Below are 15433 nucleotides of genomic sequence, written 5' to 3'. Positions count from 1 at the left end.
ACGGATCGCCCGGGCCACGACCGGCGCTACGCGATCGACGCGCGCCGGATCGCGGCGGAGCTCGGCTGGCGGCCGGCGGTGCGCTTCGCCGAGGGCCTGGCGGCAACCGTCGACTGGTATCTCGACAATCGAAGCTGGGTGGCCGACGTGACCAGCGGGGCCTATCGCGACTGGATCGCGAGGCAGTACGGATGAAGCTCGTCATATTCGGCCGCGATGGCCAGGTCGGGACCGCCCTGCTGGCAGCCCTGGCGCCATTGGGCGAGGTGGTGGCCTACGGCCGGGCCGGCGCGGACTTCGAAGAGCCGGGCGCGGCGGCGGCCCTGGTCCGGCGCGAGCGTCCCGACCTGGTGGTCAATGCCGCGGCCTATACCGCGGTCGACCGGGCGGAGGTCGAACCGGATCGGGCGCGCCGGATCAACGCGGTGACGCCGGGCGAAGTGGCGCGGGCGGCGGCCGAGATCGGGGCGCGGATGATCCACTATTCCACCGACTATGTGTTCGACGGAGAGAAGTCCGCCCCGTATGTCGAGACCGACGCCACGGCGCCGCTCAATGTCTACGGGACCAGCAAGCGGGACGGCGAGATCGCGGTGCTCGCGGAGGGCGGGCATTTCGTGCTCCGCACCAGCTGGGTACATGCGCCGGGCGGCAGCAATTTCATCGCCAAGATCCTGAACCTCGCCCAGAGCCGCGACGAACTGAAGGTCATCGACGACCAGATCGGCGCCCCGACGAGCGCGCGCCTGATCGCCGAAACCACCGCCGCGCTGATCAGGAGGCTGGCGGGCGATCGTCCGCCGGCGGGGGGCATCTATCACCTGACGGCAGCGGGCGAGACGAGCTGGAACGGCTATGCGCGCTTCATCATCGCCGCGGCGGCCGCTGCCGGCGTGGCATTGCGGGCGCGCCCCGAGACCGTGCTGCCCGTCCCCTCTTCCGCTTTCCCCACCCCGGCGCGGCGGCCGCGCAACTCGCGGCTTTCGACCGGCAAGCTGCGCGACGCGCTCGGCATCGACCTGCCCGACTGGCGCGACGACGTCGCCAGCACGCTCAAGACCCTGTTGCCGGAGCCCACCCCATGACCCGTCGCGGCATCATCCTGGCGGGGGGCGCCGGGACCCGCCTGCATCCGGCGACACTGGGCGTGTCCAAGCAGATGCTGCCGGTCTACGACAAGCCGATGATCTACTACCCGCTGTCGACCCTGATGCTGGGCGGGGTGCGCGAGGTGCTGGTCATTTCGACGCCGGCCGACCTGCCCCGTTTCGAGGCGCTGCTGGGCGATGGCAGCCGCTGGGGCATGGCGCTGAGCTACAAGGTGCAACCCAGCCCCGACGGGCTGGCGCAGGCCTTCATCCTCGGCGCGGACTTCGTCAGGGACCGGCCCTCGACGCTGGTCCTGGGCGACAACATCTTCTTCGGCCACGACCTGAACCGGCTGCTCGAGAGCGCCGACGCGCGGCCGCACGGGGCGAGCGTGTTCGCCTATCACGTCACCGATCCGGGCCGCTACGGGGTGGTGGAGTTCGATGCCGAAGGGCGGGCCGTGTCGATCGAGGAGAAGCCGCTGCGGCCGCGCTCGAACTACGCCGTGACCGGCCTCTACTACTACGACGAAGAGGTCGTCGAGCTGGCGCGCAGCCTCAGGCCGTCGGCGCGCGGCGAACTGGAGATCACCGACCTGAACCGGCTCTACCTCGAGCGCGGCACGCTCAGCGTCGAGCGGATGGGACGGGGCTATGCCTGGCTCGACACCGGTACGCACGACTCGCTGCTCGAGGCCGGCCAGTTCATCGCCACGCTCGAAAAGCGCCAGGGCTTCAAGGTCTCCTGCCCCGAGGAAATCGCCTGGCGCAACGGCTGGATCGACGACGAGGCGCTGCTCCGCCTCGCGGCGCCGCTCGAAAAGAGCGGCTACGGGCTCTACCTGCGGCAGCTCGTCGACGAGGATCGCGGCCGATGAAGGCGGAACACCTCGATATCGACGGGCTGGTCGTGTTCGAGCCGCGCGTCTTCGGCGACGATCGCGGCGAGTTCTTCGAGAGCTTCAACGAGGCGGCATTCCGCGCCGCGACCGGGTTCGAGGGGCGCTTCGTCCAGGACAACCACTCGGTATCGAGAAAGGGCGTGCTGCGCGGCCTCCACTATCAGGTCGAGCCGCACGCCCAGGGCAAGCTGGTGCGGGTCGTCGCCGGCGCGGCCTTCGACGTGGCGGTGGATATCCGCCCGGGCTCGCCGACATTCGGCAAGTGGGCCGGCGTCGAACTGAGCGCCGAGAACCGCCGGCAGTTCTGGATCCCGCCGGGCTTCGCCCACGGCTTCCTCGCGCTCGCCGACGGCACCGAGTTCCTCTACAAGACCACGGATTTCTGGCATGCGCAGAGCGAGCGCAGCATCCGCTGGGACGACCCGGACATCGGCATCACCTGGCCGATCGACGGGGCGCCGGTGCTGAGCGGCAAGGATGCGGCGGCGACGGGGCTGAGGGAGGTGGCCGATCGGGCCGCGGGAGGGGGCGCCCCGCCGCACCTCGAGGCCGTGGCGCCGGGCGAGGTCGTCTTCGACACGGCGGCGGCCGTCTTTTCGGACCACTCCTGCCCGGCATGCGGCGGCCGCCGAACGAAGGCGCGGGTGCTCACCGCCCGATCGGTCGAAGGCCAGCTCACCGCCCTGTTTCGCTGCGCCGAGTGCGGCAGCCTCAGCTATCACCCGCTTCCAGCGCCCGACTACACCACCCACACCGACACCATCGCCCTGCGCGAGTACGTGGAGATGGGCGCCGCGATCGAGGGCCCCGCCGCCCGGCTGGGCCGGCTCATTGCCCCGGGCAGCAAGGGGAAGCTGCTGGACATCGGCTGCGGGTTCGGCTTTGCCATGGCCGCCGTGCAGGGCATGACCGGCTGGACAGCGCGCGGCTTCGAGCCCTCCCAGTATGGTGCGGCGGGGCGCGACCTGCTGGGACTGGACATCGTCAACGGTTTCGCCGTGAGGAATGCCGATCCGACCGAGCTCTACGACATCGTGCATTGCTCGGAGGTCATCGAGCACGTCCCTGACGCCGGTGCGTTCCTCGACCTGCTGGTCTCCTACCTGGCGCCCGACGGCGTGCTGGTGCTCACCACTCCCGATGCCGAACTGGTCACGCCGCGCCTGTCGCCGCAATTGCTGCTGCCGGCCCTGTCGCCGGGGGCCCACACCGTGCTGTTCAGCGAGCCGTCCATGCTGGCGCTGCTGAAGCGGGCCGGGCTGCCGAACCTCCTCGTCGAGCATACCGGAATCAGCAAGCTCTACTATGCGTCGCGGCGGCCGATTTCCCTCGGCGATCCGGACGTCTGGCGCGACCGCATGCTCGCGTGGATGGCGGAGGCCGCCGAGGCCGCGGAGGACGGCTCTTCCCTGGCCGCGGGCCTGCGCTTCCGGGCGTTTCGAGGAGCAATGGACTACGGCCGCTACGAACTGGCAGGGCGCCTCTATCGGCCCGATCTTGCCGCCGTCGAGGTGCCGAAAGGCGCCGTCGCGGACATCGCGGCGTTCGCGGCGCGCTGGCCGTTCTGCATTGCCGCGTCAACGTATTACGCCGGCATGTTCATGCTCCTGCACAGGGCGGACCGAGAGACGGCCGCCAAGATGTTCGAGGTCGCGCACAGGCTGTGCCTCGCCAAGCTCGAGCTTGCTCCGCATGTCTCCGTGGTGGAGGCGGACCTGGTGTGGCGGGCCGTCTACCACCGGGCACTGGCGCAGGCCCAGTCGGGCCACGCCGCCCTCGCATCAGAGACCCTTCGGGCCTTCGATGACACCGAACTCAGGCCACCGGTGCCGGCGGACCTGATCCCGGCCATCACCGCCCTGAGGAAGGCGCTGTCCCGATGACGCGGCAGGGCTACGCGCTGCATGCCTCCCGGACGGTGGTGTTCTGGACATACAAGGCCGCCAATACCAGCATCGTCCATGCGCTGGCCTATGATGTGCTGAAGCTGCCGCGCGACCGACGCGACCCTCGCCTGATGATCGAGCCCCTGCTGGTCGGATGGCCCGTCGCACTCGACCTGATCGCCGACGGGTACCGCAGCATAGGACTGATCCGCGAGCCCTACGACCGCCTGGTCAGCGCCTTCCTCCACATCTTCGTCGCCCGTGCGGGCCGCGGCATTCGCCAGTTGAAGGACCTCGAGGCATCGGGCCGGCGCGGGCTGCAGCAGATGCGGGGGGATGTCGGGCAGTTCGAAGGGATCACCTTTCGCGAGTTCGTGGCGCACTGCGTCGCCGAGGTGCGCGCGCGCCAGGGCGAGCCCAACCTGGACGACCACTGGAACACCCAGATCCCGTTTGCGCTCTACGAGCGGGGATTCCGCTACGACCACCTGTTTCCGCTCACAAGGTCGGGAGCGTTCTTCGAGGCGTTGTCGGGCCTCGTCGGGACGAGGGTCCGCGAGCGCCGGATCAATGTGCACCGGCGATCCTGGGGCTTTCGCCACAACCTCGTCGATGTGACGAGCACGCGCTACTGCGGCTGGAAAGCGCTGCATCACACCAGGAACTTCGAGGATCCGGAGTTGCGGGCAGCCGTCGAAGCTGCCTATGAACCCGACTACGCCTACTACAGGACACTCGCGAGCTAGCGTGCCCAACTCAACAAGGCCACCCCAGGCCACGGCCAGAACCCGCCGCTCAGACGGCAACACAAAGAACGGTCTGCGATTGCCCGACACCGCCCCCACCATTGTTGCGATCATCCCGCTCTACAACGGCGCCAAGTTCATCGAGCGCTCGCTGAGGAGCGTGTTGAGCCAGAGCCTGCCGGCGAGCGAGGTGGTGGTGGTCGATGACGGGTCCCGGGACGACGGACCCAGCATTGCGCGGGACATTGCTGGAGACGATCCGCGGGTCCGCATCATCGCCAAGCCCAATGGCGGGCAGTCATCCGCGCGCAACCTCGGCGTCGCGCAATCGAGGGGCGCCTTCATCGCGTTCCTCGACCAGGACGACTGGTGGTACCCCAGGCACCTGGAACGGCTGGTTGACGGGCTGGCGGATTCACCGCGCTTCGGGTGGGTCTACAGCGATGTCGACGAGTACGATGCAGCGGGCAAGCTGGTGCAGATCAAGATGCTCGGGGCGATGAGCACGGAGCACCCCAAGCGCTCACTGCTGCGCTGCATCGCCGAAGACATGTACATCGTGCCTTCGGCAGCCCTGATCAGCCGCGAGGCATTCGAGTCGGTCGGCGGCTTCGACGAGCGCCTCGTGGGGTACGAGGACGACGACCTGTTCCTTCGGCTGTTTCGGGAGGGATGGGAAAACCGGTTCGTCGACGAAGCTCTGTCGGCGTGGCGCATCCACTCCGGCTCTGCATCCTACTCGCCCCGCATGGCCAAATCGGGGATGCTCTATGCCCGAAAGCTGCTGGAGCAGTTTCCGGACGACCCGGCGCGGAGCCGCTACCTGCGACGGGATCTCATCGCCCCCCGCTTCATCAGGGTCGCCCTGAGCAGCTACCTGCGATCCGTGCAGGCCAATGACTGGGAGGGCGCCAAGGCGGCGCTCTCGGATATCGACGTCATCCGCCCCTATCTGCGGCTGCGGCAACGCGCCAAGCTGAGCGCGGCGCGCCCGGCGATGTCCGTGAGACCCCTTGCCGCGATGCTTGCCGCCGTCTATCCAGGATTGCGACGCCTGTTCTAGTGTCCCGACTGCTATTTTGTTCCGAACTGTATTTCACGTCCCCCGTTTGATCAGTCATTGTCGACCATGACATTTCACAGCACAGCAGATGCCGCCCGAAGGCCATCGTCAGAGCCGTAGCTGCATACTGGTTCTCGGCATGCACCGGTCCGGCACCAGCGCCGTGAGCCGTGTCCTCGGCTTTCTGGGAGCGACGCTGCCGGGTTCACTCCTGCCGGCCGGTCATGGCAACCCCTCGGGGCACTGGGAGCCGGCGCGACTGGTCGAACTGAACGATGCGTACCTTCACGAGACCGGCAGCGCCTGGCACGACAGTCGTGCCCGGCCGTCGGCCAGTCTCCCCCCCACGCGTCGCGCGCACTATGTCGATCGCATTGCCTCGCTGATCGTGGACGAGTATGGGTCCGCCGACCTGATGGTGCTGAAGGACCCGAGGATCTGCCGGCTGCTGCCGCTCTATCACGATGCCCTCGACCAGCTCGGCATACGGGCCGCCCACCTCCTCGTGACGCGGCATCCGGCCAGCGTCGCCGCATCCTTGCAGCGACGCGACGGCGTGGTGCCCGAATATGGCACCCTGCTCTGGCTGCGCCACGTGCTCGACGCCGAGCGGACGAGCCGAGGCCGGCCGCGCAGTCACGTCGACATCGATGCGATAGCGCGCGACTGGGCGGCCGAAATGATCCGTGTCGGGGCCGACCTGTCGATCCGGTGGCCGAACGACCCGCTGTCGATCGCCGAACAGGTGGAGGGCTTCCTCGACCGGGATCGCCTCTCGGCCTCGATCGTCCGTGCCGAACACGGGCCGATCGGCGCCGTCGCCGCGGAGCTCCATGCCGGGATGACCCGCCAGCCGGCCGCCCTGAACAGGCGACGACCGTTTGCCAGGGCGGAACGACAGATGGCCGTCGGCTCTGCGGTCGCCGACGCCGTGCATCGGGAGCTGAAGCGCCGCGAGGCGGCCAGCGAGGCGACACAGGCCACGGCGTTTGCGGCGATGTCGGCCGCCAAAGCACAGGCCGAGGACGAGATCGCCCGCTCGCGGTCGGCCGTGGTCGAGCTGACGCGACGACTGGAACAGGCCCTCATCGCGCAAGACGGCGCGCAGCGACGGGTGGCAGAGGAGCTGGACGCACGGGCGCGCCTCGAAGCGGAGGCCGCGACCTACGGCGCGCGAATAGGCCGCGTGCTGACGCGGACGCGGCGCCGACTGGCGCCGTCCGGCTCGTTGCGACACCTGGCGCTGCAGCACGGACTCGCCGGGCTCGAGCGGCTGCGACGGCCCTCCCCCGCGGCGCGCCCGTTCCACCCGCAGGTCGGGCCGACGGTCGAGGCGGCGATCGCCCCAGCGCCGGCCGCGGGGACCGCCGCGCCCAGAAGGGCCATCTCGCGCGCCTATGTCGTTGCGGCGCACTACCCCTCGGGCGGCGGGCGGATGCTGTACGGGATCGCCGAGGTGCTGGCGACCGAGTTCGGCGCCGAGGTGATCGTCGTCGATGTCGGCGGCGAGGCGCACGCGCCCGACCGGTTCGGCTATCCGCTGGCGCTCCCGTCCATCGACGTGGACGGCTATCGTGCCGCGGCTCGCGAGGACGACCTGCTCGTCATGTCGCCGGCCTTCTCGCACCTGTGGCTCGGGCGCACCGCACCGCGCCGGAAGCTGATGTACCTGCAGCACTTCAATACGTTCCGCGTGCTGGACACGTTCTTTTCCGACTATGTCTGCGTCAGCCGGCATACGCGCGACATGCTGCGCGCCACCTACGGGATCCGGGCACAGGTCATCCCGGCCTTCATCGAGCCGGTGGCCCAGGCGCCTCCCGACTGGGCCGAACGACCGGACGGGCGCGTGCTGGTCAATCTCAAGGGTGACCGCGGCCTCAACATGCAGCTGCTCGAGGAGATCCGATCCGGACTGGCCGCGCGCGGCGTTGCGGCCAAGTTCGTCGATCCGGTGCAGGGCGGAGTGCAGCATGCCGAGCTGATGCGCACGCTTGGCAACCACCGCTACCTGCTGACCCTCACCGAGAGCGAAGGCTTCGGCCTGTTGCCGCTCGAAGCCATGGCGCGCGGCGTCGCCGTCGTGGGGTTCGACGGCTTTGGCGGACGCGACTATATGCGGCCGGGACGAAACAGCCTCTGCCACCCGTTTCCGCAGGTGGACCGGGTGATCGACAGCCTGACCCTGCTGCTGACCGATGCCAGCCGCGCCCGTGCCATCGCGCTCGCGGGCCAGCAGACGGCGCGCGGCTTCAACAGGGCCCGCTTCCGCTCGGCCTGGCATCGTGCTCTCGACGCCCTTGTCCAATAGCATCCGGCCAATTGCCGGTCAGCATCGCCGCTCCACAATGGTGATGACACCGACGGTAAAAGCACTTATGTCTTGTGCGTTTCCGACCTGTCGAAAACTTTGATTTGTTCAACAACAAAACATTCTGGAACTTACGTTATACTGACCATCCCTGGCTGGGCAGCGGGCCCGGATCGCGCGGCATTTCGGCCGACTACAAGGCCGAACTGCTTTCGGGGCTCATCCGGGCCCGCGGCATCCGCACAATCGTCGATGTCGGTTGCGGGGATTGCTGCTGGCTGAACCATCCGGCGCTGCAGGGTTGCTTCAATGATCGCGGATACCTGGGGCTCGACCTGTCCGAGGCCGTCATCGCGCAGAACCGCCGCCGCTTCCCCGGACTGAGCTTTGCCACCTTCGACCTGCTGTCGACCCCCCTGCCGATGACTTTCGACCTGGTCATCTGTCTCGACGTGCTGATCCACCAGGTCGATCCGGCGGCGTTCGAGATCGCAGCCAAGCGTCTCGTCGCGGCAACCCGGCGCCATGCGCTGATCAGCTGCATGGCCGACCCCGAAGCGGCGGCGGTCGAGCCCGAGGTGCTCACCGCCGGGGCCGCCGAGAGGCAGGCGGCGTTCAACGCCGTGCTGCAGGAGCGGCAGGACAGCTTCCCCAAGGCACCGACGATCTTCGTCGACATCGTACCGCTGATCGGACGGCTCGATCCGACCGTGACCATCGCTCCCGTCGGCCGGTTCTCGCGCCAGGTGGCCTACCTCATCGGCCGTCCCGAGCGGCATGACGCCACCGCCCCGGCCGGCGAGGCTAGCTGACCACCGCCCGATCCGTGACCCGCCTCCAGTTGCTGCCGTCGGAGAAGGCGATGACGGCGCCGCCGGCCTCGTTGGAGACGAAGGCGAGCTGGCCCGCGCCGGCGGCCGCGGCAGGCATGCCGGCAACGGTGAAGGACTTGACCTTCACCGTGCCATCGACGTCGAGCCGGGCGGCCGGGGCGGTGACGCCGATGCCGACATTGCCGTCCTGGGCGACGCGCAGGCGCTCGGCCCGGCTTGCCGAGCCGTTCGGCGTGGTTTCGAGCGTCAGGTAGGTGCCCTGGGCGGAGGAGCCGAAATTCTCGGCGGCCTTGAAGAACATGCCGATGCTGTTGCCGCCGAAGGCGCCGCCGGAGTGGAAGCCCGACGCCACAAATCCGCCCAGCAGGCCGTTGGCGACAACCTGGGTGGGCGAGGCCAGCGTCCCGCCGGCCGCCCGCCAGATCGCACCCGGATTGGCGCCGTAGCGCGTCAGCCGGATATTGGTGCCGACATTGTCCCCGACGATATCGAGCAATTCCGCGGGCGCGGCCGTGCCGACGCCGATGCGCCCCGTGGCCGGATCGGCGACGAGGACATCGGCCCAGGCGGTGCCATCGGCGCTCAGCTTGAGGTGGAACTTGTCGTCGCCCGTGAGGCCGATTTCCGCCCGGCCGGAAAAGCCCGTCTGGAACAGATGCGAGGCCGTCCTGGCGGTCGCCGACTTGTTCAGCTTGAGCCGCATGTCGCCAGTGCCGGGGGTCACGTCGTCATGGCTGAGGAGGGCGCCGTCGGCCTTGACGGAAAGGCGGTTGGTGCCGTCGGCGGTGGCATTGATGCCGAGAGTGGGCACCTTGCCGTCCAGACCGACGCTCGGGGCCCAGCCGCTGCCGGTGAAGGCGACAAGCCCCTTTTCGTCGGCAAGATAGGCAAGCCAGCCGGCCTCGGGCACGTGGAAGATCCAGTCCGCCCCGTCCCAGATGGCAATCTGCGTGGCCCGCGCGGCCCAGGCCCCGGTCGGCGACGCGGCGACGATGTAGCGGTCACCGGTGGCGGGGGCGGGCGGCGGCGCCGCGAGGTCGCGATCGAGCACAACGAGTTGCGCCAGCCCGTCGAGGATGGCCAGCGCCTCGTTGTGCGTGATGTGCTTCTGGGCCTGCCCCGGCAGGATGTTGGGCAGCTTGAGATGGGCAGTGACGGTCACCGGCGGTTTCCCCCGAACTTTGGCTGCCCGAGACTACACCGGCGGCGCCGCGAGGGGATAAGTCAGGCCGGCTGCAGCTCCGGCTTGACCTCTTCCAGTTCGATCAGGGTACCGTCGAAATCCTTGGGGTGCAGGAAGACCACCGGCAGCCCGTGGGCGCCGATCCTCGGCTTGCCGTCGCCGAGGACGCGGGCACCGGCCTCGGTCAGGCTGCGGATCGCCGACGCGATGTCGGGGACCTCGTAGCAGAGATGGTGGATGCCGCCGGAGGGGTTGGCGGCGAGGTACCTTGCGATCGGGGAAGCCTCGCCCAGCGGCGTCAGGAGTTCGATCTTGCTGTTGGCGAGCTCGACGAAGACGACGGTCACGCCGTGCTCGGGAAGCGCATGCGGAGCATGCACCTCGGCACCGAGCAGATCGCGGTACCGGGCGGCGGCGGCGGCGAGGTCGGGAACGGCGATGGCGACGTGGTTGAGGCGGCCGATCATGGAACGAACTCGTTGGCCTTCCCCTCACCCTTCGCCGCCACCCTCTCCCTCAAGGGGAGAGGGAAGAACGTGTCCCAGTTGCCCCTGTCCCCATGGGGAGAAGGGGCGCCCGAAAGGCGGGGGGAGGGGAATAGAGGACCGATCATCTGTTGCTCAGCCTGCCCTCGATCTGGTTCAGCACCGAAAACGCGGCTTCGAGCACGTTGGTGCCGGGACCGAAAATCTCCGCCACCCCCGCCCGCCGCAGGAAATCGTAGTCCTGTTCGGGGATCACGCCACCGACGATGACGGTGACCTCGCCGAGGCCCCGGCCCTTCAGCTCGGCGATCAGCTCGGGGACCAGGGTCTTGTGGCCGGCGGCGAGGGAGGAGACACCGACGGCATCGACGGCGAGCGCGGCGACATGGTCGGCGACCTCGGGGGCCGTCTCGAACAGATCACCCATATGAACGGCAAAGCCGAGATCGGCGAAGGCGGAGGCGATCACCTTGGCACCGCGATCGTGACCATCCTGCCCCATCTTGGCGATGAAGATGGACGGGGGCCGGCGCTCCGCCTGCTGGAAGGCGGCGATGCGCCGGGTCAGCTCGCCGAACTGCGGGTCATCGGCATAGCTCTCGGCGTAGACGCCCGAGATGACGCGCGTCGTGGCATGGTGACGGCCGAAGACGTCCTCCAGCGCCGCGGAAATCTCGCCGAGCGTGGCGCGGGCACGCGCGGCCTCGATGCTTGCCGCCAGCAGATTGGCCGATGAGCGCGCCGCGGCCCGCAGCTCGTCGAGCGCCGCGGCCAGGCGGTCCGGATCGCGGCCGCGCCGGATCTCGGCGAGCCTCGCCACCTGCTCGTCGCGCACCTTGTGGTTGTCGATCTCGCGGATGGCGATCGGCGGCTCGTTGTCCAGCCGGTAGCGGTTGACGCCGACGATCACATCCTCGCCGCGATCGACGCGGGCCTGTCGGAGCGCAGCGGCCCGCTCGATTTCGAGCTTGGGCGCACCGGCCTGCACGGCGGCGGTCATGCCGCCCTGCGCCTCGACCTCGGCCATCAGCGCTCCGGCGCGCGCCACCAGGTCGGCGGTCAGTGCCTCGATGTAGTAGGAGCCGCCCAGCGGATCGACGACGTCGGTGACGCGGCTCTCGTGCTGCAGGATCAACTGCGTGTTGCGGGCGATGCGGGCGGAAAATTCCGTCGGCAGGGCAATGGCTTCGTCGAAGGAGTTGGTATGCAGGCTCTGCGTGCCGCCGAGCACCGCGGCCAGAGCCTCGATGGTCGTGCGGACGATGTTGTTGTGCGGGTCCTGCTCGGTCAGGGAGACGCCGGAGGTCTGGCAATGGGTGCGCAGCATGCGCGAGCGCGGGTCCCTGGCGCCAAGCTCGGTCATGATCCTCGACCAGAGCGTGCGGGCGGCGCGGAGCTTGGCGATTTCGAGGAAAAAGTTCATCCCGATGCCGAAAAAGAAGCTCAGCCGGCCGGCAAAGGCATCGATATCGAGGCCCTTTGCCATGGCGGCCCGCACGTATTCGCGGCCGTCGGCGAGGGTGTAGGCGAGCTCCTGCACGGCGGTCGCCCCGGCCTCGTGCATGTGATAGCCGGAAATCGAGATGGAGTTGAACTTCGGCATGTGTGCCGCCGTGTGGGCGATGATGTCGCCGACGATGCGCATGGAGGGCGCGGGCGGGTAGATATAGGTGTTGCGGACCATGAACTCCTTGAGGATGTCGTTCTGGATGGTGCCGTCCAGTTGGGCCTGGGAGACGCCCTGCTCTTCCGCCGCGACGATGAACATGGCGAGGACGGGCAGCACGGCGCCGTTCATGGTCATCGACACGCTCATCTCGGCGAGCGGGATGCCGTCGAAGAGCAGCTTCATATCCTCGACGCTGTCGATGGCCACGCCGGCCTTGCCGACATCGCCGGTGACGCGCGGGTGGTCGCTGTCATAGCCGCGATGGGTGGCGAGGTCGAAGGCGACGGAGAGCCCCTTCTGGCCGGCCGCGAGCGCCTTGCGGTAGAAGTCGTTGCTCTCGCGCGCCGTGGAGAAGCCGGCATATTGCCTGATGGTCCAGGGGCGGTTGGCATACATCGTGGCCCGCACGCCGCGGGTGAAGGGATCGGCCCCGGGAAGGCCGGGGTCGGCGGCGACATCGTCGGGGAAGTAGGCGGGGCGGACGGGAAGGCCGCCATAGTCGCGGTTGAGCGAGGCGACCGGGGTGTCGCGGAGGTCGCGGGCGGCGAGTCTGGACCAGTCGGTGAACTTGTCGGTCATCGTGGCTCTCCACCCCCCTCCCCAACCCTCCCCACTCCACCCCCCTCCCCAACCCTCCCCGCAGGGGGGAGGGTGTCGGCCGGTGGAGGGGGCTCGATCCAGACGAACGCGCCGAGCGGCACCTCTGACGCAGAGACCCCCCTCCCAACCTCCCCCACGAGGGGGGAGGTGTCCTCCGGTGTTTGGGGCGAGATGGAGGCCACGTCGGGTTGCAGATGGGGCTCCGGAGCTGCATCCCCGCTCGGAGCGGCACCCTCCCCCTCGTGGGGAGGGTTGGGGAGGGGGTGCCCCGCGCGCGGGGAGAGCGGTCGGTCTGTCAGGGCGGCGGCGATGACCTCGAAAACGCCATCGGGGTTCGTCGCGACTTCGTGGTTGGTGAACCGCAGGACTGTGTAGCCTTGGGAGCGAAGAAAGGCGTCGCGGCGCGCGTCGTGACGCAGACCATCATCGGTGAAGTGCGTCTCGCCATCCACCTCGATAACCAGTTTCGCATGATGGCAGGCGAAGTCGGCGACATAGGGGCCGATGGGGGACTGCTTGCGGAAGTGGTAGCCACCAGTGCGGAAGGTGTGCAACAGCCGCCACGTGCGGCGTTCTAGCTGCGAGGAGTTGGCGCGCAGGGTTCGGGCGAGGCCGCTCATATCGCCTCGAACTCCAGGATCACCTCGTCCACCGCCAGCACGGCGCCGGGCTTCACGCGGACCTTGCTGACCCGGGCGCGCTTTTCGGCCTTCAGCACGTTCTCCATCTTCATGGCCTCGACGATGGCGAGGGTCTGGCCGTCCTCGACGATGTCGCCATCCTTGACGTCGATGCGGACCACCTGGCCGGGCATCGGGCAGAGGAGGAATTTGCTGAGGTCCGGCGGTAGCTTGACCGGCATGACCGGCATCAGGTCGGCGACGTGCGGCAGGAGCACGCGGGCGACGAGGTCGGCGCCGCGATAGCGCATGCGGAAGCCGCCGGTGACGCGATCGAGCCGGACATGGCGGACCTCGCCGTCGACGCGGCCGATGCACAGCGACATGCCCGGCTTCCAGCCGCTCTCGACCAGGTGCTTGCTGCCGTCGGGGGCGGTCAGCCAATACTCGATGCCGTCGGCATGAATGGCGAAATCCCAGCGGCGTTTGCCGATCAGCACGGCGCGGCGGGGCTCGGAGTGGTGCATGCCGAGCGGCGTGCCGTTGGAAAAGGCGCGCGTCTCGAGCGCGTAGGCCGAGCAGCAGGCCAATGCGGCAAGGTGCGACTGCGATTCCGCGTCGAGCTCCACGCCGTTGAACCCGTTGGGAAATTCCTCGGCGATGTAGCCGGTGGTGAGCCGTCCCTCGCGGAAGCGCGCCTGCCCCATGACCGTCGCGAGGAACGGCACGTTGTTGCCCACGCCCTCGAGCTCGAACTCGTCCAGCGCCACCTGCATGGCGTCGATGGCCTCGAGCCGCGTCGGCGCCCAGGTGCACAGCTTGGCGATCATCGGATCGTAGAAGGTCGAGATCTCGCCGCCTTCCTGGACGCCGGTGTCGTTGCGGACGAACGGGGCCTGGGCGAGATTCTCGGCGGGCGGGTGGTAGCGCGTCAGCCGCCCGGTCGAGGGCAGAAAGTTGCGGTAGGGGTCCTCGGCATAGATGCGGCTCTCGATGGCCCAGCCATCGAGCCGCACCTCCGCCTGGGCGAGCGGCAGCTTCTCGCCGGCGGCCGAGCGCAGCATCAGTTCGACGAGATCGAGCCCGGTGATCAGCTCGGTGACCGGGTGCTCCACCTGGAGGCGGGTGTTCATCTCGAGGAAGTAGAAGTTTCGGTCCTTGTCGACGATGAACTCGACCGTGCCGGCCGAGGTGTAGCCGACGGCCCTGGCGAGCGCCACCGCCTGCTCGCCCATGGCGGCGCGGGTGCGGGCATCGAGGAAGGGCGACGGCGCCTCCTCGATCACCTTCTGGTTGCGGCGCTGGATCGAGCACTCGCGCTCGTTGAGGTAGAGGACGTTGCCGTGCTGGTCGCCGATCAGCTGGATCTCGATGTGGCGCGGCTCGGTGACGAACTTCTCGATGAAGATGCGGTCGTCGCCGAAGGAGGAGGCGGCCTCGGACTTGGAACGCTCGAAGCCTTCGCGGGCCTCGGCATCGGTCCAGGCGATGCGCATGCCCTTGCCGCCGCCGCCGGCCGAGGCCTTGATCATCACCGGATAGCCGATCAGGTTGGCGATGGTCACCGCCTCGTCGGCATCGGCGATCAGGCCCATGTGGCCCGGCACGGTGGAGACGCCGGCTTCGGCGGCGAGCTTCTTGGAGGTGATCTTGTCGCCCATCGCCTCGATGGCGCCGGCCGGGGGGCCGACGAAGATGATGCCGGCCTTCTCGAGCGCGGCCGGGAAGGCGGCGTTCTCACTGAGAAATCCGTAGCCCGGATGCACCGCCTCGGCGCCGGTGGCCCGGCAGGCGGCGACGATCCGCTCGATCGAGAGGTAGGAGTCGCGCGCCGCGGAGCCGCCGATATGCACGGCCTCGTCGGCCATCCTCACATGCAGCGCATGCGCATCGGCATCGGAGTAGACCGCGATGGTGCGAATGCCCATGCGCCGGGCGGTACGAATGATTCGGCAGGCGATCTCGCCGCGATTGGCGATGAGGAGGCTTTGGAACATCAGGGGGTACCCTCGCCGAGGTTCGAGCCTGAGGCACCCCCCCTCCCAAC

Annotated in this window: 12 protein-coding genes and 2 pseudogenes; 9 read left to right on the top strand and 5 right to left on the bottom strand. The window is 68.7% G+C overall.

Annotated features, from left to right (window positions below):
* The 9 genes and pseudogenes from ACE3TU_RS10125 to ACE3TU_RS10085 form a co-directional block, all read left to right on the top strand.
* Positions 1-195: pseudogene (locus tag ACE3TU_RS10125) on the top strand (dTDP-glucose 4,6-dehydratase); the annotation flags it as partial.
* Complete coding sequence (gene rfbD, locus ACE3TU_RS10120; RefSeq protein WP_374623550.1) at positions 192-1085, top strand: dTDP-4-dehydrorhamnose reductase; 894 nt, start codon at positions 192-194, stop codon at positions 1083-1085. The pseudogene ACE3TU_RS10125 and the gene rfbD, both read left to right, overlap by 4 nt.
* Entirely contained in the window at positions 1082-1966 is an 885-nt protein-coding gene (gene rfbA / locus ACE3TU_RS10115) for a glucose-1-phosphate thymidylyltransferase RfbA (protein WP_374623547.1), read from the top strand. The genes rfbD and rfbA overlap by 4 nt, the downstream gene beginning before the upstream one ends.
* Positions 1963-2490 (top strand): annotated as a pseudogene (gene rfbC / locus ACE3TU_RS10110) (dTDP-4-dehydrorhamnose 3,5-epimerase); the annotation flags it as partial. The gene rfbA and the pseudogene rfbC, both read left to right, overlap by 4 nt.
* 285 nt (positions 2491-2775) lie before the next feature.
* Positions 2776-3873, top strand: a complete 1098-nt coding sequence (locus ACE3TU_RS10105) for a class I SAM-dependent methyltransferase (RefSeq protein WP_374623553.1) — start codon at positions 2776-2778, stop codon at positions 3871-3873.
* Positions 3870-4622: a sulfotransferase family 2 domain-containing protein gene (locus ACE3TU_RS10100; RefSeq protein ID WP_374623544.1), complete on the top strand. Its 753-nt coding sequence runs from the start codon at positions 3870-3872 to the stop codon at positions 4620-4622. The genes ACE3TU_RS10105 and ACE3TU_RS10100 overlap by 4 nt, the downstream gene beginning before the upstream one ends.
* A gap of 79 nt (positions 4623-4701) precedes the next feature.
* Positions 4702-5685: a glycosyltransferase family 2 protein gene (locus ACE3TU_RS10095; protein WP_374623541.1), complete on the top strand. Its 984-nt coding sequence runs from the start codon at positions 4702-4704 to the stop codon at positions 5683-5685.
* Between the two features lie 139 nt (positions 5686-5824).
* Positions 5825-7996 carry a glycosyltransferase gene (locus tag ACE3TU_RS10090; RefSeq protein ID WP_374623538.1) on the top strand — a complete coding sequence of 724 codons (2172 nt, stop codon included), beginning with the start codon at positions 5825-5827 and terminating at the stop codon, positions 7994-7996.
* 104 nt (positions 7997-8100) lie between these two features.
* Complete coding sequence (locus ACE3TU_RS10085; protein WP_374623535.1) at positions 8101-8808, top strand: trans-aconitate 2-methyltransferase; 708 nt, start codon at positions 8101-8103, stop codon at positions 8806-8808.
* On the opposite strand, the gene ACE3TU_RS10080 is transcribed toward ACE3TU_RS10085, so the two are convergent.
* The 5 genes from ACE3TU_RS10080 to ACE3TU_RS10060 form a co-directional block, all read right to left on the bottom strand.
* A complete protein-coding gene (locus tag ACE3TU_RS10080) occupies positions 8801-9991 on the bottom strand; it encodes a DUF2793 domain-containing protein (RefSeq protein WP_374623532.1) in 1191 nt (396 codons plus the stop codon). The two genes, ACE3TU_RS10085 and ACE3TU_RS10080, sit on opposite strands and share 8 nt — an antisense overlap.
* A gap of 62 nt (positions 9992-10053) precedes the next feature.
* Positions 10054-10479: a methylmalonyl-CoA epimerase gene (gene mce, locus ACE3TU_RS10075; protein ID WP_374623529.1), complete on the bottom strand. Its 426-nt coding sequence runs from the start codon at positions 10477-10479 to the stop codon at positions 10054-10056.
* Between the two features lie 142 nt (positions 10480-10621).
* A complete protein-coding gene (gene scpA, locus ACE3TU_RS10070; protein ID WP_374623526.1) occupies positions 10622-12745 on the bottom strand; it encodes a methylmalonyl-CoA mutase in 2124 nt (707 codons plus the stop codon).
* A complete protein-coding gene (locus ACE3TU_RS10065) occupies positions 12742-13386 on the bottom strand; it encodes an endonuclease domain-containing protein (RefSeq protein WP_374623523.1) in 645 nt (214 codons plus the stop codon). The genes scpA and ACE3TU_RS10065 overlap by 4 nt, the downstream gene beginning before the upstream one ends.
* Positions 13383-15383, bottom strand: a complete 2001-nt coding sequence (locus ACE3TU_RS10060; RefSeq protein ID WP_374623520.1) for an acetyl-CoA carboxylase biotin carboxylase subunit — start codon at positions 15381-15383, stop codon at positions 13383-13385. Before ACE3TU_RS10060 ends, ACE3TU_RS10065 begins: the two co-directional genes overlap by 4 nt.
* Positions 15384-15433: the final 50 nt, after the last annotated feature.

It is taken from the genome of Devosia sp., assembly GCF_041917035.1.
Taxonomy (GTDB): Bacteria; Pseudomonadota; Alphaproteobacteria; order Rhizobiales; family Devosiaceae; genus Devosia_A.
The sequence above is the reverse complement of the archived record's forward strand: the minus strand, read 5'-3'. Positions and strand labels throughout refer to the sequence as shown.